Consider the following 23,578-nt stretch of genomic DNA (forward strand, 5'->3'; position numbering starts at 1 on the left):
TCGCTACTATTTTGCAGGTGGTTGACTGGAAAGCTGCACGAGCGCTTCGATCAGCCGCTGGCGTTGGGCATCATTCAGCTTTAAATAGCGGTGGTGACCTTGATCATTTTTCTTAAATGTCGTCAGACCATTGTCTTTCACATCGACGTCTCCTGAATCCGAAAGACCAAAATATCCGCGATGAGGAAAAACAGCATAAAGCACACTCGTTAAATCCCAGGTCGGACGATTGTGAGGCGGAGGGTTATACAGAATGTATGCCTCGGCTAACGGGTGATGAGGCGTGTAATTATAATCCTCTTCGATGCTTTCATGCGGATAGGGTACCGATAGACCAATTTCATAACCACTCCATACAACGGGTGTCGGCCATTCCTGAGCCAGCTTTTGCGCGGCTGGGATATCCTTAATAATATTATATTCGAGATGATCAACCAGTTTGCCTTTTCTGGGAATCTTTTCGAAGGCCCCCGCCATGATCGAAAGCAACTTGACCTTTTGCTTCACCAGTTGTTTTCCAGTCAACGGACTGATGTCATCTCCGGTCGATTTCAGTAAATTCGCCAGATTGGTCGAAAAACCGACTTGTGCAATGACCACCGAACCATCTTTCGCACCGCCCAATGCTTTGCGTAAGACCGTTACAGCATCGGGAATCTGTTTGGCATCTTTCAAATCATGGGGATAGCGTAATTTGCCATTGTCTTTTTTCTGGGCCAGTACGTTGAACTTACCCTTCTGAGGAGTCACACCACTGCGGCAGATGCCAATCGGAATTTCACCTTTGCCGTAAAACGTATTCACTGCGTCTGTGAACGATGCAGCCAGTGGATTGTCTTTCGTAATTGTAACGGCCAGCAATTTACAGTCGCCGCGGGCTTCGAGTGCATGAATCATCCCGAGTGCCAGAACATCATCTACGTCATTCCCGATATCGGTATCAAAGATCAGCGGAACAGGACGCTCTGGTTCCTCTGCCTTCACTATCGCATTCATCCATAACAGTGTGCAACAAAAAAAACTACAAACGATCAATGAGTATCGATAGTTGAACGTCTTAGCATTTTGATTCATTTTTTTGAAACCTTTCTCAAAGTTGTTTTGTTTATGCTCACTCGAATTTTGCAATCGAAGATCGGTTGATGATTTCGACAGGAATACGATGTTGTTTTTCTATGGGTTGTTTTCCGGTTTTGATTTGTTCCATCAGCAAACTCGCGGCAACGCGACCCAGTTGACTTACATCCTGACAAACCGATGTGAGCGGTGCGGCCAGATAAGCGGCAAAAGGATGATCATCAAAGGCAATCAATGAAAGATCGTCGGGAATGTTGCGTCCCAGTTCCGCAGTCGCCCGCAGTGCCCCTAAGGCATTCTGGTTACTGAATGCAAACAGCGCAGTGATCTCAGGATGAGCGGATAATAATTGATGTGCGGCATGATAGCCCGAGGATTCATCGAAATGATTTCCTGCAATCAATGTCGGATCAAAGGTGATCCCACAACGTTTGAGTTCTTCACTGTAACCTCTTAAACGTTCCGTGTTGGGCAATGTATCGGGAAGGCCCTGTAATACACCAATCTGATGGTGTCCCTGATCAGTTAGTAACTTTGTCGCTACACGAGCCCCCTCACGATGATCGGAGGTTACCGTGACTAAATCCTTATGTGCAAATCCTCGGTCTACCAACACCAGGGGTAAGTTCTGTCTGGTAATTTTGGTAAGGTGCTGATTTTGAATCCCGACGGGACACACCACCAGACCTTCAATCTGTCGAGCCTGCAATTGCTCGACTAGATGCACTTCAGTCTCGCCATTTTCCTGGCTGTCTGCCAGGAGCACTGAGAACTCATTCTCTTCTGCCGCTAATGTAATTTCTCGGGCGATCGACGCAAAAAACGGGTTGGCGATGTTCGGCAGGACTACACCCAGCAATTTGGTACGTTGAGAACGCAATGACTTCGCCAACAGACTGGGTTGAAACTGCAATCGTTTCGCAGCCGCTTGCACAGAGCGTTCTGTTGAACGACTGATGCGATAGGCTTCCGCTTTCCCCGCCAGAGCTCGAGAAGCCGTCGAAACGCTCACTCCGGCCGCTTCTGCCACCTCTTTTAATGTTATCTGTTTGTTCGCAGACTGACTCATAGAACCCCTTTGCACAATCGATTGTGCATAATAGCGAATTTCAACAGGAAATCAAGCCTCGGGATCATTCAGCGCAGAGAATGGCTCACAAGTGTGCCAAATGCTGTCGTTGCTGAGAACAAATTCAACGGTTTTTTAGCGGGTAAGACTCAAGAATTTCACGTGCCGCATCATACTGACTCGCAAATAGAAACGCAGCCGCTTTTTTCAGTTTTTGCATCTCATCTGGTTGTTTTTGATTCTGTTTTTTCAGTTGATAAAGTCGCGCTGGCAATCGTAAATCCTTGGCAGTTGCGGTCGTGACATTGCGGTCCTGTGACTTGATGAAGTTTTGGATCATTTCCAGAGACTGATAGCCACGTTTTGTATCAGGTTCAACGATGGTTCCTTCGCCGTAATCGTTCCAGGTTGCAATCTGAATCAGGGGGGAGTCACTCTCTGCAGCCAGTTTCAATGATTCCTCCAGGGTCTTGCCGCTCCGCGCTTCAATCGATCCATAACTCTTATGTAAACCAGCTTGCTCGTAAATATCATGAAAACCGGGGAAGGCTACGGCAAGAATCGGCTCTGCCGATGATTTGTTATATTGAGTGCGAAGTTGTTTTTGCCACTCATCGGGAGTCACTGTTTTCCCACCTGAGACAGGAGGCCAGAGAAACATCCCATCAAAGCCTGCCGATTTTGTCAGATGCGGCAAACCAAAGAGCTGGGGAGGCCGAGACAAACCAGCTTTGAGCTGGAGCCATTGATCTTTGTGATAAAACTGAGGCCCAAAAACCAGAAGAATCGGCTGGCCCTGGAGTTTGACATAGGCATCATCGGTAAGCCAATGTTCGTCAAGCCATTTGAAAACTTCCTTTCCCCGTGTAACCGCATCCTGCTGCGAAATGAATTTGTTCTCGAGCATATGCTTGATGGTCTGGTCTTCATAACAGATTGCAAATTTGAGTCCCGCTTGTTTGATAAATTTGACCAGATGCCGTGTATTGCGGTGAATGTGACCATAGTCCCGAAAGTCAGAAATTCCATACCAGTCAACGATCACGCCATTGATGCCAGCCATTTTCATCTGAAGCACTTGACATTCGAGCGCATCGGGATCATTCGAATCATAGAGACCAATCAGCGGATAATCATGAGAGGCCACCTCGCGCTGGCCATTACTGCGAATCTTTTCGGGATCAAAACGACCCATTGTCCAGTGCCATCCCCATTCGCCACTGACAGGCTTGGAAGCGTACCAGGGCATATAATGGACGAGAACCGGTTTGGCAGAATTCACCTCAGCAGACAGAGCTGAATTCAGACTCAGCATGAGCATGACCACAACAGAGCTGACAAATGTTACAAAAATGTCGTTCGACACCTTGTAGCCTAAATTCACTGACAACCTCAGCATTCCAAACCCTACTTCTCACTCACACAAATCAACTTGCTGCGTGTGCGAACAAACATCCGACCGTCGGCAATCGCGGGAGTACCCAGAATGGAATCGCCCATGTCGTTCTTAGCAAGAATCTTTTGCTCCGGGCCGTCTTCCAACACAACGATCTTGCCGTTCTCGCCAGCGACATAAATCTTCCCATCGCCGAAAATCGGAGACGCGAAATATTCACTTTCGTTTTGAATTCGCTTGGGTCCCCAGAGCTTTTTGCCTTTCCCCACTTCATAACAGGTTGAAATCCCGCCTCCCTTGACCAGAAACATGCGATCTGCCGTGACTAAAGGCGAGACAATGTGGTCGGTGTGTTTGGTTGGATGTTTCCAGAGTAAATGTGATTTGGTCACATCACCTCTACCACCACCTTTCACTGCCAGGATAAACTGCTGTGCCGGTTCTTCTCCAAACTTCGCACCTGCCTCATTACCCGGTGGCAGAAACGCGATGTCCAGTTCTTTGCCTTCCAGGGCACCATCTTTATTCAGGTCTCCCCGATCAAATGTCTTTTTATAAAAGGCCTCGGGTACTTTGACTTTGCCGACAAACGCCTGAATTTCGTCTTTGGTCACTTTCCCATCGCTGTTGCCCGTCTCCCAACGATCGATAGAAGCCAGCCACTGATTGGCAATCCCACCACTTTGGAGTGCTACATAAATAATGCCATCACGGCTGACAGGGGTCGTTTTAATATTGCGTAACAATGTACGGGCACTCCAGAGCCGCTTACCGGTTTTCGGATCGTAGCCGATCAACTTGCCGGTTCCGGCAACAATAATCTCGTCGCCCTTGTCAGTTTCACAAATCACCGGATGTGAATAGTTCACAGCCTGATCGCTGCGATCATCTTTCCAGACAATCTTTCCGGTTGCCTTGTCGAATGCATAGAACGCAGGTGCCAGGTCATCGTCCTGACAGAAGAGTACCAAATCTTTATAAAGCGTAGGGGACATACCCGCCCCCCATTTGAATACAAAATAAGGCACAGGAAGTTTCTTTTGCCAGATGTCAGCTCCTGTTTCTGCGTCAACAGCCAACATGCCGAGCGTACTGAAGTAGAAGTAAACGCGTTCGTCGTCGGCAGCGGGTGTCGTTGCGGCAAAGCTGTTAGTCTTATGAATCTCGAGCAGTTCGCCGGTCTTCCAGACACGTTCCCACATTTTTTTCCCGGTCGCGGCATCGAAGGCATACAGTGCGACTTTGTCTTTTCCCACCATACCTGAGGTAAAAACACGCCCCGCAGCAACAACAGGGCAACCGATGCCATCTCCCAGTTTCTCCGACCAGATGACATTTTCCTGATCGCTGAATTTTGCCGGTAACGCGTTCTTCGCAGTGGAAACTCCCGAACAATTCGGACCGCGGAACTGTGGCCAATCTTCTGCCTGTAACAAAGCAGTCTCATTCAGGAAACTATAACAACAAGTAACTAGAGCAAGTATCACAGCCTGTTTTCGCATCGAAAGCATTGGTAGTCTCTCCTGAAAATCATGGAAGCCGGTAAGTCGCGCTGTAAGAACTCTCTCCTATTTGATGGTGGTTGGATTCATCATCGAACTTTTCAGAGAGCTGATATCAACTCTACCCAATCATTTCACCAAAACCCACAGCTCTGTACTACTTTTTTGCGTCTTGTAAAAACATATAAAAAAAACTACATATCATAGAGACAGACAACCGATCAGTTGTTAGAATGGTGCAGCAGAATAATCAAACCGACCTCAAGTTATCCTCGCAGCATCAGACCGAGTTAATATCACGTGCTAAACTAAAACAAGCGAAAGGATATTACTATGTTCTCGATCCTGAATCATCCAAGCCGAACCGGTAATGGAATTACACGACGGGAACTTCTTACAACGGGCGGTGCCGGGCTGCTTGGCCTCAGTCTACCTAAGGTCTTACAGGCGGAACAAAAACAGATAGCCGATCCCTTTCAAGGGGGGCGTGCAAAATCAGTCATCTTTCTGTTTCTGTTTGGTGGTCCCAGTCAGCTCGAAACATTTGATCTCAAACCAGAAGCTCCCAGCGAAATTCGTGGCCCGTTTCAATCAATCGACTGCCGTACCCCCGGGCTACTCATCAGCGAACATTTGCCACACCTGGCCAATGTCTCTGATAAATATTCTGTCATTCGCAGCATGACTCACACATTCAATGATCACAGTGGCGGCGGCCATTACATTCAAACCGGAAAACGTTGGCACATTCCCATCGGCGCGGGCTTTGACGCCACTCCCAAAGACTGGCCTTCGGTGGGTTCGGTCGTGGAATATTTGACTCAACATACACCGGGAGGATTGGAACGTGATCTGCCGAACTACTCGGTAGTCCCCAATCGTCTGGGACGTTTGCAGGCGGGTGGTCGTTACCTTCGACCGGGTGAATATGCAGGTTGGTTAGGGCGTGCATATAATCCACTGACAACGACCGTCGATCAACGGGACTCAACAGACAATCCTTACTGGCGTGACTGCACTGATGAAGAATTAAGTTATGAGATCGAAGGGCTTGCACCAGAAGTGCCTCTCAAAACGATCCGTCGTCGCATCGCGCTACTCAAACACTTTGACCATATGAAGCGAAATTTTGACAAGGCCGACTCACAGATCTTTGACCAGTTTCGTCAACGTGCTTTGGCACTTCTGACTTCGGACAGCACGCGCAATGCCTTGAATATTCAAAAAGAACCAGAATCACTCCGTGATCAGTACGGACGTCATCTCTTTGGTCAGTCCTGCCTGATGGCGCGCAGACTGGTTGAAGCAGGCGTTCGCTTTGTCACCGTGCACTATGATTGTGTAGACGGTTATAGCTGGGACTCGCACCGCAACAGTGATGATGTGCAGCACCATTTACTGCCTACGTTCGATCAAGGAGCCGCTGCGTTATTAGCGGATCTGGATCAACGAGGTATGCTGGACGAAACACTCGTGATCGCCATGGGAGAAATGGGACGCACTCCCAAACCAAACAATTCCTGGGGCCGCGGTCACTGGAGCCAACTCTTCCCGGCTCTCATCGCCGGTGCCGGCATTCAAGGAGGTACCACTTACGGACGCTCTGACCGACTTGCTTCCAAACCGGTTGAACATCCTGTCAGCCCGGAAGATCTGGCCGCCACCATCTACTGGGCCATGGGCATTGACCCGGGCTTAATGTTACCCGATGCGCTGAACCGCCCGGTTCCAATCAACGAAGATGGGGAACCACTCAAACAGTTATTTAGTTGAGCAGACTGGTAGAATTCACTCTCTTGCAGCTGTGAGGACTGGCATTCCTCTCATCGTTTGTCTCTCCATTTCGTGAATTCCTTGCAATCCGAGATCAGATCGGCTCCAATCATAATAGTGACCCCAACAACCAGATTTTTTCCTGCCGCTAAAAGGTTTCTCCGATGAAACATCTTTCATTCATTGCCTGCCTGTTTATAACAAACGTTTGTTTTTCTGCGAACCACGCACCAAAATTCAAACCGCAAACCATTGATGATACGGTTGAAATCGGTTATGGCACCGCCATTGGCGATGTGGACGGCGATGGAAAACCAGACATCCTACTGGCAGATAAGAAAGAATTCGTCTGGTATCAGAATCCCACCTGGAAACGGCATGTGATTGCTGAAAATTTGACCGAACGAGATAATGTTTGCATTGCAGCTCGTGATATTGACGGCGACGGGAAAGTCGAAATCGCAGTCGGCGGACAGTGGAACCCCGGCGATACACTGAATTCGGGAGCGGTTTTCTATCTCGAACCTCCCAAAGATCGAACGCAGTTATGGAATCCCATCAAACTTCCCAATCAACCCGTTGTTCATCGTATGCGTTGGGTCAAGCTGGGAAAAAATCGTTTTGCACTCGTTGTTTCTCCCCTGCATGGCAAAGGAAATAAAAAAGGGGAAGGTGCCGGTGTGAAGTTGATTGCTTATGAGAAGCCCACCAATCCCAAAGACAAATGGAAGCAAACGGTGATCGAAGACACGTTACATGTCACACACAATCTTGACCCCGCTCAATGGAATCCCCATACAGAAGCAGAAGAGATTCTCTATGCAGGTCGTGAAGGCGCAATGCTGATTTCCTATGACAAGGGAGAGTGGAAAAAAGAACGTTTTCCTGTCATCGAAGGTAGCGGCGAAATTCGTATGGGGCACATAGCCCCCTTCAACCAATTCATCACAACCATTGAACCACTGCATGGCGACAAACTGGTATTGTATCAATCTGGAACGAAACCAACTGAGATTTCAGGTCGACAGGTGCTTGACGAGAACATCAAAGCCGGCCACGCAATTGCGACCGCAGATCTCTCAGGAAACGGGCGTCAGGAAATCGTGGCTGGCTGGCGTTCTCCTAACAAAGATCAGAAAGTGGGGGTCAAAGTCTATTGGTCGACCGACGCTTCAGGCAAGATTTGGAAATCTGCCTGGATCGATGAGAACGGGATGGCCTGCGAAGACATTCGACTGGGCGATCTGAACGGCGATGGGAAAATCGATATTGTTGCCGCCGGTCGTAATTCACACAATTTGAAAATTTACTGGAATCAATCTGAGTAAGACAACACTCTACATCGTCCTGCCACCATCAACGACTAATAACTGTCCGGTGCTCAGAGTCGTTCCTAGCGAAAGATACAACACTGTATCGGCAATGTCACCGGGTAGAGAAGGGCGGGGAATCGGATAACCCGACGTCTCTTCGGCCAGTTGTTCATCTGTCATCACTCGTTTGAGCCAGCGGCTGTCAATTGGACCGGGGCAAACGGAGTTCACGCGAATCTCAGGTCCGAGAGCACGGGCCAGTGATTTAGTCATCGTATTTAAACCACCTTTACTTGCACAATAGGCAACACTCGAACCACGACCATCAATGCCTGCGGTGGAGCTGACATTCACCACTGATCCCAAATCACTGATCCGTAATAAATGTGCTGCCGCACGAACACAAAAGAACGGCCCTTTCAAATTCACCCCCAGAATGCGGTCCCAAATCTCCTCGGTCACTGCGTCCAGATCCTTGTGTTCGATAAATTCAGTCGTACCCGCATTATTTACAAGCACATCCAGACGTCCCCATTGAGATTCCACTTCGCCAATCATCGCTTGTACGGCTGCATCATCACTCACATCGCACTGAATGAGTAAAACATTTCCCCCTTCTGCCTCCACCAGGAATTTCGTTTCAAGGGCTTCTGCTTCACTGCGGGAATAATTCACCACGATATCAAAGCCTTCTTCGGCAAAGCGCTGGGCACAGGCACGTCCTACACCCGTGGCTGACCCGGTAATCAATGCAACGTACTTTTCATTCATGAGTAAATTGTTCCGTTAAATTATTCTATTTTAAGTTGAGAGAGAATTCCGCTAAGCTGGCTGAAATCACTAAGTGTTTGAATTCACTTCGACGATTCCCCAATCCACTTCGATTCCCAGTCCTGGCAAGTCAGGAATCGTGATGACCGGGCCTTCGATCTGGAGCGGATTTTTAACAACAGAAATTTCATGATATTCAGGACCGAGAATATCACCCGGATATTGCTCAATGTTCATATTTGGACAACCAACGACCGAATGACACATCGCAGCGGAAGCGATATCAAGTTCCAGATTGGAACCGATACTACAAGGAATCCCGTGTTGCTCGGCGTATTTCACAATCGCGACAGTCTTACTGATACCCCCATTCTTACCGGGATAAACGTTGATCACATCGCAGGCCTCATTCCGAATACACTCTTTTGCATCCTCCAGATCAAAACAAATATCATCGGCCATGATTTCTGGTTGAATGGCACGTCGCACTTCTGCGAGCGCGGCAAAGTCACCCCGTGGTGTCGGTTGTTCAAACAGCACCACATTACAGTCAGCCATGCGTTCCATTGCCGCGATCGCGGTGGTTGCATCCCACCCCGCATTGGCGTCGATGGTTAACTCCAAATCCGGTCCCATTGTTTCGCGTACCAGCTTGACGCGAGCGACATCTTCATCCGGATTGGTACCCACTTTGACTTTGATCGTACTAAATCCGGAAGCCACAAGTTCCTTAGTTCGACGTTCTGCTCGTTCCAAAGCATACGCGCCCATTGAAAAGCGACACTTGATCGAACGACTCCGCGCAGCACCTCCCAATAACTCATAGACCGGTTGGCCTGCTTCTTTCCCTTTTATGTCCCAGCAGGCCATCTCGATTGCGGACTTGGCAAACCAGTTTCCCTGTGCGATTCGATCCATAATCAAATTCACGTTTTCAATGTCACACGGATCATGTCCCAGCAATAACGGTGTAAAGATGCGATCAACAATGGCCTGTGCCCCCCAGACCGTTTCACCACTCCAGCGTGAGATGACTGTTGCTTCACCGGCTCCCTCAATACCGGCGTCTGTTTCTACTCGCAATACCAGATATTGGGAAACATCGTGTTTGCCGAGTGCTGAAATCATGCGGCGTTCGGGTTTGAGAGGAATACGAACAGGGTAGGTTTTAATCGCGGTAATCTTCATGATGCTCTCGCTTGTGTTCCCAGTTGTCAGTCATTATTTCATCAACTTGAGCCTATTATCGAATAAGTCAATAATGATACCAAATCCCATTTCATACAGGAATCAAGAGCCTGCGTTTCCCTGCATTATTACTTGAAACCATTAAACAACGAATGCTGCGAGTCTGTGATGGTTGAATTGCCGTATCGATTCCGCTAAAAGCAACCTCAAGTACATATTGAATTCTCCTCATCTTATCTGAAAGCGAGTTGCCTGTGTCGTCCCTCGAAGATCGTCTTCCATTGACCTTTCAACGGATAATGAGCGGCATCGAAAACGAGTTGCACACGGGAGTGCAAATTTATGTCTCATTGCAGGGCGAAGTCATTGCAGACGCCGGTGTAGGAGAGGCACGCCCCGAAATTCCCATGACTGCAGATACTATTAATCTCTGGCTCTCTGCGGGAAAGCCGCTGACAGCGATGGCCATTGCACGCCTAGCGGAACTGGGAAAACTGAATTTTGACGATCGAGTGACACGTTTTATTCCTGAATTCGGCGCACACGGCAAAGAAACAATTACCTTACTACACATTCTTAACCATACAGCTGGCTTTCGAATAGTCGAAACAGGCTGGCCGGAATCGGATTGGGAAGAGACGATCCAACGCATATGCACTACACCACTTGAAGAAAACTGGCAAATCGGAAAAACAGCCGGTTACCACGTTTCATCCAGTTGGTTTATTTTAGGAGAAATCCTGCAAAGCATCATGGAACAACCTTATCCCGAACTGATCCGGGATCTGATTTTGGAACCTCTAAACATGAACCAGAGTTGGCTGGGTGTACCCGATAAAGTCTTTGAAACGATTCAAGACAACATTGCCTACGTCTATCAGCGAGAAAAAGGAGAGATGCAACTGACCGACTGGCATTCAGCACCGCGCTGTGTGAAACCTTCACCGGGGGGGAATGCACGAGGCCCGATTCGGGAACTGGGCTGGTTTTATGAATGCCTGCTGAATCAGGGAATACCTCTGTTTGAACCTCAGACTGTTGAGACGATGACCAGCCGGCATCGTATCGACCAGTTCGATTTAACGCTGCAACACATTATCGATTATGGACTCGGCTTTATCATTAATTCAAACCGTTACGGCGAAACTACCGTCCCATACGGGTTCGGAAAGTACGCTTCGGAAAATACATTTGGGCATGGTGGTTCACAATCTTCGATTGCCTTTGCCGATCCTGAAAAAGAGCTCGTCGTCGCTGTTGTCGCGAATGGTAGACCGGGCGAACCAAAACACCAACGCCGTGCGAAAGAAATCAATGAGGCGATTTACGAAGACCTCAAATTAATTTGACAAATCAGATTTTACGGTGCGACAGCCCCTACGTAAGGTTTCATGCCACCGGGAGTCCCGGCCACTTTACGAGCAGGATTATCCGGGGCAGGGGAGAGGAATTTTTCATCTCCGGGTGTTGTCGAAACGAAATTGCTCAAATTCGCATCGCCCCGCTTCCCTTTATTTTTGAAGAGATCCAATGCGTCAGCGGGAAGTGGTTTTGGCGCGGTTCGCGAAGAATAATTTTCCTGAGCTGTTAAAATCTTTGCCCAGACTTTGGGATCGTTCTGTTGTTCGACAGTTGCTTCTGGGCCTTCAAGCGTTGCAAACAGATTACGGGAAATCTGAATCGCTTCGCTATTGGGTCCGGGCATCGCCGTAATCACAATCCCTGAGTTCACAATAAAAAAGGTATTGTTCGTCAGTTTCAAGTTAATAAAATCATATCCCAAGGACTCAAAACGTATCCCGGTTGCAGTCTCTGAAAAAATGGATTCCTTGATATGGGTGTCTTTCACTGTCGATGAGTATTGAATGCCCGTTTGCATCGTTTTCAAACAACGCAGATTGGACACAACAATCCCACTATTCGTCGCACCAGTAAAATGGACACCAACTGCCTGTGGATTACCCGCTTTGATTTTCAGGTTTTCCAGGAGCAGTGGCTCATTTTCAAGTCCACTCACTCCATCGGCCAGAATACCTGTAGTTTGAAAATCATTTATCTTCAAATTTTTCAATCGCGTTCCAACCAGATAATCATTTAATTGAATGGCCACTTTTTTGCCTTGTGCTCTAATCAGAAAACCTTCGATTGTGAGACCTTCAATTCCCTGTAGCTGAATGATTGGCTCAGGCCCCTCAGGAGCCAAGATCACTGGTTTTCCCTGGTCGGCAACAATCGTAATTCCCTTGGGATAATTTAATTGAGAATTATCAATACTGATCCGCTCTTTTAATTCCTGCCCGGCAGCAACTTTGATCGTATAATGTTTGTTATCCACACCAAAAGTTTTCCCGAAGACAATCTGAATGTCTTTGAGAACAGCAGAAATCGTTTTGTAATCTTCCTCTGGCCCAACTTTAATTTCTTCTGGTAATGATTCTGGTTCTGCAGGCTTGTCTGGTGTTGGTTCTGGTTGGACAGTCTGTGCGTCTTCAGGCTTTGGTTCGTCACCCTCCCCCTTCAACGCATACATCACAACCCCCACTATCAACAACAATCCTACTCCGCCTCCCGCGATAGCAGGGAGAAACCACCGACGATCGCTGCCGGGAATTGCATCGAGAAAGGAATCGGAAGCCGTCGCTTCTTCAACTAACTCTGCTTCAACTTCATCCGGTTCAGCTTCCATAACAACCGAATCACCTGGTAGGGCTTCGGCAACAGGAATTGCTTTTTTGACAGGTCGCTTCGCAGGTTTCTTGACTGGCTTTGCTATCGGCTTGGCCTTTGCGGCAACTGCCGGTGCAGCAGCTTTTGCACCACTTCCAGGTTTTGTTTCTGCAACATTAGAAATGCGCGTTGATCCGGTACCGATTTTATTTTCTTGCACAATGGAGGAATCTCGAACATCGGAAGAAGACTTTTTTGGCTGCTCAAGCTGAGGACTACTCTTCGTCTTTTTCAAATTACCGGAATCACTTGTCTGGGGAACGACTGGTTCATCCTGCAAATTTGAGAGGAACGCAGCCAGTTCGGGATTTTTTTTCTGTTGCTCTTGAACTCCGGAACTGTTTTGAGTTAACCCAACCCCGGAACCGACACCACTACTCACATTATTCTGTCGCCACTCATCGTCTGTATTTTTCTGCAACCATTCATATAAGGCTTCCGCCGTTTCAGTTGCAGTTTGGTATCGCTCCTCGCGATCTTTTGCCATCATTTTATTAATGATCAACAATAAATCTTCAGGAGTATCGGGCCGGTCATCAGTGATAGGTGGTGGCTCTTTCGTTTGATGCGCCATCAATCGCTGCGCGAGCGTACCTTCGGTGAAGGGGGGATGACCTGTCAACAAAAACGATAAAGTACAACCCAGGCTATAGATGTCCGCACGGGAATCTACCATATGGCTGTCAATGGCCTGCTCGGGCGCGAGATAGTCAGCCGTCCCCAATACTTTTTCATCATGCGCGATTGTCAGTGACTTGTCTTCACCTTCGTTAAAAAAACGAGCTAACCCCAAGTCAAGAATCTTGACGACCCCTTTAGAATCAACCAGCAAATTTCCTGGTTTGACATCCCGGTGTACCATATCTGCTTCATGCGCGTGAGCCAAACCATTGGCCGCCTGCCGGATGTAATTCACGGCGTCTCGAAAGTCGAGAGGTCCATTCTTATTCACGATCTCATGTAAATCCCGACCATCGACATATTCCATCACCAGAAAATGAATTTCCGCTTCATTTTCCATTTCATGGTCCACATCGTAAGCCCGCACGATATTCGGGTGATCCAATAGTGCGACCGCCTGCGCTTCACGATGAAAGCGGGCAAGGTAAGAAGCGTCATTAACTCGTTTGGAGGGGAGCACTTTAATGGCACAACGACGACGCATCAGCACATGTTCCGCCAAATAGACCGAACTCATGCCCCCTTTACCAACCAGATCCAACAGGCGATATTTTCCAAGGAAAAATCCTTTATGCTTTCCCTGTAGTAACTTGGTAGCCTGCCATCTGGTTACCAACGAACGCCGAATCAGCTCCTCTGCGATCTCAGCAGGTTCGCCCAGCTTGACCCCTTTTTCCTGATATTCGGAAAGAAGTTTTTTCAACTGATCGACCGAAACCAGACCGCTTTGTTTTACCAGGTTTAAAAAACCTTCGGCCGTTAGTTTTCCCGCCATTCTCTACCAATTCGCTCAACGTGTCCTTCGATGAATCTCTATTTACTCAGCCAGGTAATAATAACACTCTAGCATCCGTTTTAATGCCTGACCAGTATTGGTTTAAGGAATCTCCTGAATCACATCTAATGAATGGAGCGCTCGCAGAAGCACTTTTTCCGTTCAATGCGACATCTATACAATTTGAACACTATCTTGAATGAGCTTAATTTTGCCTGAATCATGACAACGAAATTGGATAAAACTGGGAAGAGATTCAAAAAGCGCAGCAATTCACTATAATATTTTGAGTAGAAATTCGATTAATAGTTTAGAGATGACGGGCAGAATACGCTAAAAAAGTCCAAGAAAAGAGTATAAACCAGGAAACACGATATGAGCACGACTGCACGCAAAGAAGAACTTCCACAAGGACTCTCTGTTTTGGGGAACACCTTGTTATTTCTGGGCTTAGGTATTTTTGCTCTCTCTCTGACAGGTACGAGTTGGCTCCCCTTTACCATGCCCCGTTCCTGGTTTCAGAATCCAACTGTGTGGAAGCTATTGGCACTCTGTTTGTCCTTCGGCGGAATTGCGATTTTAAAGCAAATTTCCAGTTCGGAAATGAAAGAGGGAGAACGTAAGTACGAACCCCAGCAAACCAGAGACTGGATCCCGGAAGAGCCTGGACAGCGCTTTGAGACACTCACGGTATACACAAAAGAAAACTGTCCCCTCTGCGAAGAAGCAACCGAGATCCTGGAAGATTACTCCGCCTATCTGCCTCAAGTGGAATTGATTGATATCTATAGTGATCCGGCACTTGTGGAAAAATTTGGCACATGTGTCCCCGTCGTACTGATTGATGGCAAAATCCGATTCCGCGGACGCATCAATGAAGTGTTGCTTCGTCGTCTGATCGTAGCATCACCTGCCAGAGAGCTTTTGAAGAAAAGCTGTGGCTGTAATAAACAAGGCTGCGGCTGTAAGCCAGAACCAACACAGCTCAAATCGAGCGGATGTGGTAGTAATTGCCGGTGCGCTTGAACCTGACGGAAACGATCACAGCCAGAAAAACAATTCACTACCGGGAAATTCGGTTTACAGGTTGTTGTGATTCTACGTTAAATCAGTTAAATTGCACATAGGAAGCATGGGTTGGCATTTCAGGCTGACCCAAAGGGCCAGCGATTCCTTCTATCTAATACTACGGGTTAAAGATCATGTCGTCTGAAATCTCATTGAAGAATTCAAAAGTACTCATCGCTGATGATAATCATCAGAATTGCGAGCTATTAGACGCATATCTGCTGGATGAAGGTTATGAAACCTTCATGGCATATGACGGCAAAGAAACAATTGAGAAGGTCACTGAAATTGAGCCTGATCTGATCTTACTGGATATCATGATGCCTAAACTAAGCGGCTATGAAGTTTGCGCACAGCTGAAACAAAATGAAGAGACCAAAGATATTCCCATTCTGGTCGTCACGGCATTGAATGAAATGGGAGATATTGAAAAATCCGTGCAGGCTGGCTGTGATGATTTTTTAACCAAGCCTGTGAATCGAATTGAATTAACCACGCGGGTCCGTTCTCTATTGCGTGTCAGACATTTGACAAATGAGCGGGATCGATTGCTGGCTTACCTTGCGGAAGTGGAACGCACACCTAATTCCACTTCCAGTGAATCATAAAACTCAACGTGGTTTGTCTTTAACAAGACCTGCGCACGTAATCATCAATCCAGTTCATTTCCGGTCAATTCCGTTAGTGATCGCCCTTTTTTCTTTTCGATAGACGCTAAAATTCTACCGATGCTTTTTGAATAGAAATCTCTCATGACTGATTCAAACCCAATAGGGTCCGACTTGACAGTCACTACCGAAACAGTTTCAACACCATGTGTAACTCTCAAACCAAGACGTGCACTCCCTTTCTTTGGTCGGCATCCCTGGGTCTTTGCCGGAGCGATCTCGAAAATTGAGGGATCTCCTCAAGCCGGTGATGAGGTGATCCTGCAATCAGATAAGAAAGAATTTATCGCTCGCGGACTATACAATCCCAATAGCAACATTCGAGTCCGCCTGTATGCGTGGAAAGAAGAGCAAATCCTGAATGAAAACTTTTGGGAACATCGACTGGAGCAGGCAGTTGCACTGCGCGAAACAGTCGGCTTGTTGGATCAGTTTGAAAACACTGGTTGCCGACTGGTCTTTAGTGAAGCAGATCAACTCTCAGGACTGACCATTGACCGTTATGGCCAATGGTTTCTAGTTCAATTTTCCAGTTTGGCACTCTCACAAAAACAGGAACTGGTAATCCAGTTTCTCAAAAAAAGATTTCAACCCAGGGGAATCTGGTTACGTACCGAAAAAGGGATGCGTGAATCGGAAGGTCTGGAAGTCTCTGATCAGCTGCTCGATGGCGAAGCACCTCCCGAACATTTCTTTCTCGAAGAGAATGGAGTTCGTTATGGCATGAGCATGGTGACGGGACAAAAAACCGGGTTTTATCTTGATCAACGCGAAAATCGTCTGGCAGCAGCCAGGTACCTGAAAGGGCACCGCCTGCTGGAGATGCATTGCTACACGGGAGGCTTCGCTCTGAATGCAGTGATTCATGGCAAAGCACAATCAGTTCTCGCCTACGATTCTTCACCATCCGCCATCGAACAGGCCACTGCCAATGCAGAACTGAATGGTGTAGGTAATCGAATTCAATTCCAAACTGGAAAAGCATACGCAGTACTCGAACAGTTAAAAGCAGAAGGAGAACAATTCGATTCGGTCATTCTGGATCCCCCCAAAATGGCGCGACATCGCAGCGGAATCAAACAGGCCCTGAAAGGATACTTCAGCTTGAACCGTTTGGCATTCGATGTTCTGAAACCAGGAGGCATTCTGGTTACTTGCAGTTGTTCGGGACTGATCAGCCAGTCAGAATTTCAGCAGATGCTGTCTTCAGTTTCACAACATACGCGACGACATGTCCAGATTCTGGAACAGCGTGGGCAACCCGCCGACCATCCCGTTTCTCCCAGTTGTCCAGAGAACCATTACTTGACATGTTTGATCTGCCGTGTTTTATAATCATTGAATCCCAATGAAACACGTTTGAAATGTTGACAACTTCCGCCACCATTCACACTTCTTGCAGAACTGATAAGCGTTCTAAAATGAAATACTATGTCACGCAAATCTAAAAAGAAACAACGTTCGAAAAAAATGGCTCCAGCACCGGAACAGATGCTGCTGGACTATTTGGCACCTGAGTGGCAAGCCAAGCACACACTCTGCTTTCAATCAAATTTACAGCCACTCACAACACAAATGATACAACGTGCCCAGCCAGACAGCTGCGTTGACAGTTTCAGTTTTGATAAAACGATTAGCAACCGCATTCAGCAAAAATGTCGTCTCTTACAGGAAGAACAACCGCTTTCGATTGAATGGAATGCGCTCTGCGACAACGATTTTCCTGAAAGTAAATATGACGCGGCACTTTTACCGCTCTCGGAACAGTATTCCGACGAGTATGTGCGAGATTTGACATTCTCTGCCGTTCACTGCCTGCAAATTGGAGGCATGCTGACCATTGCTTCGCCTCGCATCAAAGATTACGAATATCATAAATTTCTGAAGTCACTCTTCAGCAAAGTGACGAGAATCGTTTCTGACTTTGGAATCATCTATCAAGGCAAAAAACAGAAAACGCTCTCCAATAAAAAAGACTTTCTCGATGAAACAGTCATTCGTGATAGCGATCACTTGTTGCATGCGTTTACGCAACCTGGCGTCTTCAGCCACCGTCGTCCCAATCAAAGTGCGCGTGCTTTGACTAACCTCATGGAACTTTCTGATAAGACAACTATCTTAAACGTTGATTGTGGTTCTGGCATTGTTGCGTTTGTTGCAGCAGCTCGTCATGAAACCGCAACCGTACACGCCATTGACAGTAATGCACGCGCTGTGAAATGCACAGAGCAGGGGATAGCCAAAAATCATTTGTCTAACGTTCGTGTGGAATTACACAAAGAAGGAGAGGGCATCGTTCCAGAAACCTACGATTATGTTCTCGCGTGTAAATCCTATTTCACGAGCGAAGATCAGGGAGAGGCCTTCTTACAGATGAGTCTGCGTGCCTTGAAGCCAGGAGGTCTGTTACAGTTTTCTACCAAACAATATCAATGGTACGCGAATCGTTTGCTTGATCTATTCACCGATGTTGCAATCGACGGCTCTACACATCACTTCATGTTGAGCGCAAAAAAGTCGGCTCATACTACGTCAGATCTGCAATATTAATCATCGTTAAATCAGGTTTTGTGGTGAGAATAATTTTTCAGTGTGCCATCATTTTCTGATTTTCGCTGATTTTATTATAATCTTTTTTCAAGAATCACTCGTTAACTACGAATCACGAAGGGGGAAAAATCGATTTAACTAACTGAGATTCGAGAATTCCTCGCACAATTGCATCTGAACATAACAAACACGGTTTTGATCTTTTCAGAAGGAGACTGTTATGTCATTATTCCTGTCTATTACGATCCTGGCTTCCGCGCCACTAATTCCCCATGAAAATGAGCAGCCACCTGCCCAGGCTGAAAAACCACAAATGACAACTAATTTTACAACTTTCGACCAACTGGCCGATTCACTTTCTTCCCGCGTTCAGACAGGCACTCTGCTATTCAGCAAAGGAGACTGTCTGGCAGTTCGCATTTACACAAAAAGTGCTTATACGCATGTCGCAATGGTTGTGATCCGAAATGGCGAACCATTAGTTTACGACAGCATGAATGGAACAGGGGCCCGCTGCCTGACACTGAAAAATTATTTGAATACACAACGTCCCGCTACGATTCATATCTTTCAACCAAAGACGAAATTTAATCCATCCATGACAGCTGAATATGAGCATTATCTGGATCAAAAATTGGGAACGCCTTATTCAATCAAACATCATTTGACCGGAAGCAGAGCTAAGGGAATCCATTGTGCGGAATACGCCATCGACGCATTATCTGCTTGCAATTTGATGAAAGCGAATGCCCCCGCCAAAGTCTCTCCGGCTTCTTTAGTCACGGGGATCGTCAAATCAGATCGCTATACTCCCTCCGTCACTTTCGAGTTGAAACGACCACCGCGCGTGTCAGAAAAATCGAGTGGCTGGTGCCATCAACTCTGGATTGATACCAAAAACTGTACTTCTGCCTGTTGTATTAAATTGCGGGGATGGGTCTTCTGCCAATAAGAATCTGTAGCTCTGCTTACAAAAAAGCTTACAACATCTTCTTCGAAATCAGGGAAAGATCAGTAAACACTGCTTGAAAGTGCAGGGATTGTTAGCGAAAATCTACGAAGAAACTTTTGCTCATGTGTGACTTAGTTCGTAGACGAAAGCGCGATTATGTTGAAGCTCCTCCGTGATAAACAAGCAGTCTTGTCTGTGTCTTGTATTAAAAAGTGCCTCTGCTATTCCCTGATTGTAGCGATTTTGCTATCAGTCACTCCTACCTCTGCACAGAAAGATACTAAGGGGCCACAGACTGTTTCGATTGAGCGAGAAGCAATCTCACTCAGGCATCCACGTGATTATTACGTTCCGTTGAATTTAAAACCGGTACGTTCACTCGTAATATCTTCGCCGATCGATGGCGTTGTGCATGCAGTTGATGTCAAGTCAGGAGAGAAACCAACATCGAAAGCGGTTTTAGTTCGTCTGGATTCCAGTATCCCGGAAGCCGAAGTCACGCGCGCAGAAGCAGCCCTGGAACTGGCCAAACAGGAACAAAAAAATGCAACAGGCAAAGCCACAGCAATTGCCAAAGCCAAAGTGGATCTGGCCGAGGCAGAATTGAAAATCGCCAACATTCGATTAGAGCAAACCAATATCCGCGCGCCATTTCAAGGAGAGATCTTCCGAATCTTCGCCGCGCCAGGTGCCTTCGTCAGAGCAGGGGAGCCACTTCTGGAATTGGGAGACACTTCAAAACTTCAAGTTGAGATCCCATTGGAACGCGAACAGGCGCAAAAAGGCACCAGCATTAATCTCAATGTCGAAGAACAGACAGCTCAAGCCACTGTTGACCAAATACTTCCTCTCGCCCCAAAATTTGAAAAGCTCAGAGATCTGGGGAATTCCATCACCTCGGCTGTCGTGATTTTGAATAATAATGGGAATCAGTTTCGGCCAGGTCAGGCAGTGAATGTGGCATTGATTCCACGCTATCCGATTGCGGAAATCCCTACCATTTCCGTCAAGAACACCCCTGAAGGAAAACGAACAATTCAGATTGTTCGTGAAAATGTGATCAGAGATCTGATTCCCCAAATCCTGGGTCAGATCGGCCCAGAACGGCTCTTTGTCTCAGCTGCTTTCAATAAAGATGATGAGATCATAGTCAGCACATCACAACCACTACCGGATGGAACTGCAGTGCAACCCAAGCTGACAGTCGGCAAGCCAGAGCCGACCCAGAGAAAAACGACAGGCCGTTCTCCTTCAAAACCAACTGAAAAAAAGGTCAGCTTTTAGATTCCATTGTTCCGTTAGGGGCTCGACCTCGTTACACTATAAGCTGTGAGAAAATGTTTCAGATCAATTGTCTGAGTTCATAAGAGTCACATCACATCTAAAAACGAACTCAGTTTATGATAGATCATTGTAGTCAATGGCAATGATTTCGAATAACAGTGCATTGAGTCGTTCAAAAGCTAGAGGTTGCGCGATGGCAGAAACAACGGAAACAGCAGAAGCAGAAAATGTTGTCGATGAATATGAATTAGTCAATCTCATCGCCGATGGCACCACGACGCAAGTCTGGGAAGTAAAAGAACAGGGTGGAACGACCAGTTTTGCGATGAAACGACTCCTCCCAGAGCCTATGAAAAAACCGGAAGTGGTTGCCACGATGAAGCTCGAGGCAAAAGTGGCTGGATCCCTGGATCATCCCAATCTGATCTTTCTTCATAAATTTGTGAAATCCAAAAAGCATATTTATTTGCTGATGGATTATTTTCGCGCTCCCAATCTACGTTCGCAAATGTCTTCTGACCAACTCAGCGTACAATCACGGCTGAGAAAGCTGGTAGAGTCAACAGCGATGGCACTCGGGCACATGCATGAAAAAGGTTGGGTTCACAAAGACATCAAGCCCGAAAATATTCTGATCAGTAAAAGTTCGGAAGTCAAAGTCATCGACTTCGGACTCGCCGTACCCGTTGCCAAAGGGATTGGTAAGTTGTTTGGAAAACCCAAAACCGTTCAGGGCACACGCTCTTACATAGCACCAGAAACAATTAAGAAACTCCCACTCGGTCCGGAAGCGGATGTTTATAGCCTGGGAATCACGATCTTCGAAATCCTCACTGGAAAAACTCCCTTTCATGGCGAAAATCCTAAAGAAGTTCTTCTAAAACATATTTCAGAACGCCCTGTACCTCCTTCGAGCATTAATCCGAATGTGTCACCCGAATTTGATGAATTCGTACTGAAGATGCTGGCTAAGAAACCTGCAGACCGATTTCAATCAATGGATGAAATCGTTTCTTCCATGAGGAATATGAAATTATTCAAAACAGAAATTTCAGAAGTCATCGCTCAGGAAAAAGCGCAAGCAGATAAAGAAGAAAAGGAATCGATGAAAGAAAAGCGACTGGACAGTCGCGCGGATGCTCGCTTATCGGAACTGGTTAAAGCTGACCCCAAACTGGCTGAGCAATTAATAGCCGAACGTAAAGCCAACGCCAAGCCGAAACGAAAGCCAGAACCTCCCAAAGAAAAGAAACCCCAGCAACAACCGCCACCACCTCAGCCTATGCCGGGGGGATACCCGCCACAGTATCAGCAACCAATGTATCCACCCCAACCAATGCCCGGGTATCAGATGCCACCGCAACCCATGCCGGGACAACCAATGCCAGGGCAACCTGTGATGCACCCACCACAACAACAAGGACAACCCCTGCCTCCGGGAGCTTATCCTCCACCAGGTCATCCGCAGCAACCACAACAACCGTATCCTCAGCATCAACCACCGCAACCTGGCATGCCACCACAACAGACTCCTGTCGCGCCGGCACCAACTCAGGCACCGCAGCCACAACCACAGGCGCAGCAACCCCCAGCAGCGCAACAACCACCGGCTCAGCAACCTCAGGAGACCGCCGAGAGCAAGAAAAAAAACAAGAACGATGATGATCTTCCTTTTATGGATGAATTGCCAGACGTGATCTAAAAATATAAAATCTTGCATTAATCGCTTGCAACTTGCAAAATACCTAGCATCTTTACATAAACACATTCTTTTTTTATACGTGGCCTAGCAAAACATGTCTGTCATCAATCAGCTTCCATTCGAGCGTCCCATTTACGATCTGGAAGAACAGCTCAAAAAAATCGAACAGGAACCGGATCCTACCCCCAACACCAAAGATGCCATCCGCAATATGCGTCTGGAAATCACACGCATGAAACGCGAGATCTTTGCGAATCTTGATGCCTGGGATACCGTAAAGGTTGCCCGCCATCCTGAACGTCCCCAAACCCTGGATTACCTCGAATTGGTCTTTGATGAATTCGTAGAATTACACGGCGATAGAGCCATGGGTGATGATCGTGCTATCCTGACTGGTTTTGCCAAGCTCGACGGACAAAAAGTTATGTTCGTTGGTCAACAAAAAGGCCGTAGCTTAAAAGAACGTACCGAGTGCTTTTATGGCTGTGCTCATCCGGAAGGTTATCGTAAGGCACTTTCCAAAATGAAGATGGCGGAAAAGTTTGGCATACCCATCATCTGCTTGATCGATACGCCAGGCGCTTATCCGGGAATCAAAGCAGAAGAACACGGTCAAGCCTACAACATCGCAGTCAACCTTAGAGAAATGTCGCTACTGAAAACCCCCATCATCTGTGTGGTGATTGGCGAGGGTGGCTCTGGGGGAGCATTGGGAATCGGAATCGGCGACCGTATTGCCGTCTTACAATACGCTTATTATTCTGTCATCACCCCTGAAGGTTGTGCAGGCATTTTGTGGAAAGATGTTAAATTCGCCAACGAAGCCGCCAACGCACTGAAATTTACCAGCCAGAACTTGTTCGACCTGGGAATCATTGACGAAATCATTCCAGAACCATTGGGGGGAGCACATCGTGATCATCGTCAAATGGCGACTGCTTTGAAGGCTTCATTAGCAGCCAATCTGAAGGAGTTGAAGGAGCTTCCCAGCGATCAATTAGTCGATCTCCGCTACGAGAAATTTCGTAAGATCGGCATGTTCAACGAAACAGGGGAAATCGAGTAATACCACTCCGGTTTCA

General features: G+C 47.1%; 18 protein-coding genes. 11 read left to right on the forward strand and 7 right to left on the reverse strand.

Annotation, left to right across the window (positions count from 1 at the left end):
• Positions 1–6: 6 nt before the first annotated feature.
• From V202x_RS13595 to V202x_RS13610, 4 genes are all read right to left on the reverse strand, one after another.
• On the reverse strand, positions 7–1,074 hold the full coding sequence (locus tag V202x_RS13595; RefSeq protein ID WP_145175658.1) for a nucleoside hydrolase: 1,068 nt from the start codon (positions 1,072–1,074) through the stop codon (positions 7–9).
• 37 nt (positions 1,075–1,111) lie between these two features.
• Entirely contained in the window at positions 1,112–2,146 is a 1,035-nt protein-coding gene (locus V202x_RS13600; protein WP_145175661.1) for a LacI family DNA-binding transcriptional regulator, read from the reverse strand.
• Between the two features lie 124 nt (positions 2,147–2,270).
• Positions 2,271–3,512 carry a glycoside hydrolase family 71/99-like protein gene (locus V202x_RS13605; RefSeq protein WP_197993380.1) on the reverse strand — a complete coding sequence of 414 codons (1,242 nt, stop codon included), beginning with the start codon at positions 3,510–3,512 and terminating at the stop codon, positions 2,271–2,273.
• Between the two features lie 41 nt (positions 3,513–3,553).
• Positions 3,554–5,053, reverse strand: coding sequence for a PQQ-binding-like beta-propeller repeat protein (locus V202x_RS13610; RefSeq protein WP_145175666.1), 1,500 nt, complete (start codon positions 5,051–5,053; stop codon positions 3,554–3,556).
• A 324-nt stretch (positions 5,054–5,377) separates the two neighbouring features.
• Between V202x_RS13610 and V202x_RS13615 the strand changes: the two genes are divergently transcribed.
• Together V202x_RS13615 and V202x_RS13620 are read left to right on the forward strand one after the other, a co-directional pair.
• Positions 5,378–6,817, forward strand: coding sequence for a DUF1501 domain-containing protein (locus tag V202x_RS13615; RefSeq protein ID WP_145175668.1), 1,440 nt, complete (start codon positions 5,378–5,380; stop codon positions 6,815–6,817).
• 164 nt (positions 6,818–6,981) lie between these two features.
• Complete coding sequence (locus tag V202x_RS13620; RefSeq protein ID WP_145175671.1) at positions 6,982–8,145, forward strand: FG-GAP-like repeat-containing protein; 1,164 nt, start codon at positions 6,982–6,984, stop codon at positions 8,143–8,145.
• A gap of 9 nt (positions 8,146–8,154) precedes the next feature.
• Here V202x_RS13620 and V202x_RS13625 read toward each other — a convergent pair whose 3' ends face one another.
• Positions 8,155–8,901, reverse strand: a complete 747-nt coding sequence (locus V202x_RS13625) for an SDR family NAD(P)-dependent oxidoreductase (RefSeq protein WP_145175674.1) — start codon at positions 8,899–8,901, stop codon at positions 8,155–8,157.
• 69 nt (positions 8,902–8,970) lie between these two features.
• Positions 8,971–10,089, reverse strand: a complete 1,119-nt coding sequence (locus tag V202x_RS13630; RefSeq protein WP_145175678.1) for a mandelate racemase/muconate lactonizing enzyme family protein — start codon at positions 10,087–10,089, stop codon at positions 8,971–8,973.
• Positions 10,090–10,343: 254 nt separating this feature from the next.
• On the opposite strand from V202x_RS13630, the gene V202x_RS13635 reads away from it, so the two are divergent.
• Positions 10,344–11,438, forward strand: coding sequence for a serine hydrolase domain-containing protein (locus V202x_RS13635; RefSeq protein ID WP_145175681.1), 1,095 nt, complete (start codon positions 10,344–10,346; stop codon positions 11,436–11,438).
• Between the two features lie 11 nt (positions 11,439–11,449).
• Here the strand turns inward: V202x_RS13635 and V202x_RS13640 are convergent, their stop codons facing one another.
• Complete coding sequence (locus V202x_RS13640; protein WP_145175684.1) at positions 11,450–14,272, reverse strand: serine/threonine protein kinase; 2,823 nt, start codon at positions 14,270–14,272, stop codon at positions 11,450–11,452.
• A 375-nt stretch (positions 14,273–14,647) separates the two neighbouring features.
• Here V202x_RS13640 and V202x_RS13645 point away from each other — a divergent pair, with 375 nt between their 5' ends.
• The 8 genes from V202x_RS13645 to V202x_RS13680 all read left to right on the forward strand — a co-directional run bounded on the left by V202x_RS13645 (position 14,648) and on the right by V202x_RS13680 (position 23,562).
• Positions 14,648–15,298 (forward strand): glutaredoxin family protein, encoded by a 651-nt coding sequence (locus V202x_RS13645; RefSeq protein WP_145175687.1) that lies wholly within the window; start codon positions 14,648–14,650, stop codon positions 15,296–15,298.
• 176 nt (positions 15,299–15,474) lie between these two features.
• Positions 15,475–15,948, forward strand: coding sequence for a response regulator (locus tag V202x_RS13650; RefSeq protein ID WP_145175690.1), 474 nt, complete (start codon positions 15,475–15,477; stop codon positions 15,946–15,948).
• A gap of 144 nt (positions 15,949–16,092) precedes the next feature.
• The gene (locus V202x_RS13655; RefSeq protein ID WP_145175693.1) at positions 16,093–17,343 is read left to right on the forward strand and encodes a class I SAM-dependent rRNA methyltransferase; all 1,251 of its coding nucleotides are present in this window, start codon (positions 16,093–16,095) and stop codon (positions 17,341–17,343) included.
• 96 nt (positions 17,344–17,439) lie between these two features.
• The gene (locus tag V202x_RS13660; RefSeq protein ID WP_145175696.1) at positions 17,440–18,558 is read left to right on the forward strand and encodes a methyltransferase; all 1,119 of its coding nucleotides are present in this window, start codon (positions 17,440–17,442) and stop codon (positions 18,556–18,558) included.
• A gap of 220 nt (positions 18,559–18,778) precedes the next feature.
• A complete protein-coding gene (locus V202x_RS13665; RefSeq protein ID WP_145175699.1) occupies positions 18,779–19,510 on the forward strand; it encodes a YiiX/YebB-like N1pC/P60 family cysteine hydrolase in 732 nt (243 codons plus the stop codon).
• 156 nt (positions 19,511–19,666) lie between these two features.
• Positions 19,667–20,794, forward strand: coding sequence for an efflux RND transporter periplasmic adaptor subunit (locus V202x_RS13670; RefSeq protein WP_145175702.1), 1,128 nt, complete (start codon positions 19,667–19,669; stop codon positions 20,792–20,794).
• A gap of 193 nt (positions 20,795–20,987) precedes the next feature.
• Positions 20,988–22,496: a serine/threonine protein kinase gene (locus V202x_RS13675; protein WP_197993381.1), complete on the forward strand. Its 1,509-nt coding sequence runs from the start codon at positions 20,988–20,990 to the stop codon at positions 22,494–22,496.
• A 94-nt stretch (positions 22,497–22,590) separates the two neighbouring features.
• On the forward strand, positions 22,591–23,562 hold the full coding sequence (locus V202x_RS13680) for an acetyl-CoA carboxylase carboxyltransferase subunit alpha (protein WP_145175707.1): 972 nt from the start codon (positions 22,591–22,593) through the stop codon (positions 23,560–23,562).
• Positions 23,563–23,578: the final 16 nt, after the last annotated feature.

The organism is Gimesia aquarii, from assembly GCF_007748175.1.
In the GTDB taxonomy this organism is placed as follows: domain Bacteria; phylum Planctomycetota; class Planctomycetia; order Planctomycetales; family Planctomycetaceae; genus Gimesia; species Gimesia aquarii_A.

Excerpts from the sequence above, each read along its gene's own strand:
- V202x_RS13595 (WP_145175658.1), bottom strand. The coding sequence starts at position 1,074 with ATGAATCAAAATGCTAAGACGTTCAACTATCGATACTCATTGATCGTT.
- V202x_RS13600 (WP_145175661.1), bottom strand. The coding sequence starts at position 2,146 with ATGAGTCAGTCTGCGAACAAACAGATAACATTAAAAGAGGTGGCAGAA.
- V202x_RS13610 (WP_145175666.1), bottom strand. The coding sequence starts at position 5,053 with ATGCTTTCGATGCGAAAACAGGCTGTGATACTTGCTCTAGTTACTTGT.
- V202x_RS13615 (WP_145175668.1), top strand. The coding sequence starts at position 5,378 with ATGTTCTCGATCCTGAATCATCCAAGCCGAACCGGTAATGGAATTACA.
- V202x_RS13620 (WP_145175671.1), top strand. The coding sequence starts at position 6,982 with ATGAAACATCTTTCATTCATTGCCTGCCTGTTTATAACAAACGTTTGT.
- V202x_RS13625 (WP_145175674.1), bottom strand. The coding sequence starts at position 8,901 with ATGAATGAAAAGTACGTTGCATTGATTACCGGGTCAGCCACGGGTGTA.
- V202x_RS13630 (WP_145175678.1), bottom strand. The coding sequence starts at position 10,089 with ATGAAGATTACCGCGATTAAAACCTACCCTGTTCGTATTCCTCTCAAA.
- V202x_RS13640 (WP_145175684.1), bottom strand. The coding sequence starts at position 14,272 with ATGGCGGGAAAACTAACGGCCGAAGGTTTTTTAAACCTGGTAAAACAA.
- V202x_RS13645 (WP_145175687.1), top strand. The coding sequence starts at position 14,648 with ATGAGCACGACTGCACGCAAAGAAGAACTTCCACAAGGACTCTCTGTT.
- V202x_RS13650 (WP_145175690.1), top strand. The coding sequence starts at position 15,475 with ATGTCGTCTGAAATCTCATTGAAGAATTCAAAAGTACTCATCGCTGAT.
- V202x_RS13655 (WP_145175693.1), top strand. The coding sequence starts at position 16,093 with ATGACTGATTCAAACCCAATAGGGTCCGACTTGACAGTCACTACCGAA.
- V202x_RS13660 (WP_145175696.1), top strand. The coding sequence starts at position 17,440 with ATGTCACGCAAATCTAAAAAGAAACAACGTTCGAAAAAAATGGCTCCA.
- V202x_RS13665 (WP_145175699.1), top strand. The coding sequence starts at position 18,779 with ATGTCATTATTCCTGTCTATTACGATCCTGGCTTCCGCGCCACTAATT.
- V202x_RS13670 (WP_145175702.1), top strand. The coding sequence starts at position 19,667 with ATGTTGAAGCTCCTCCGTGATAAACAAGCAGTCTTGTCTGTGTCTTGT.
- V202x_RS13675 (WP_197993381.1), top strand. The coding sequence starts at position 20,988 with ATGGCAGAAACAACGGAAACAGCAGAAGCAGAAAATGTTGTCGATGAA.
- V202x_RS13680 (WP_145175707.1), top strand. The coding sequence starts at position 22,591 with ATGTCTGTCATCAATCAGCTTCCATTCGAGCGTCCCATTTACGATCTG.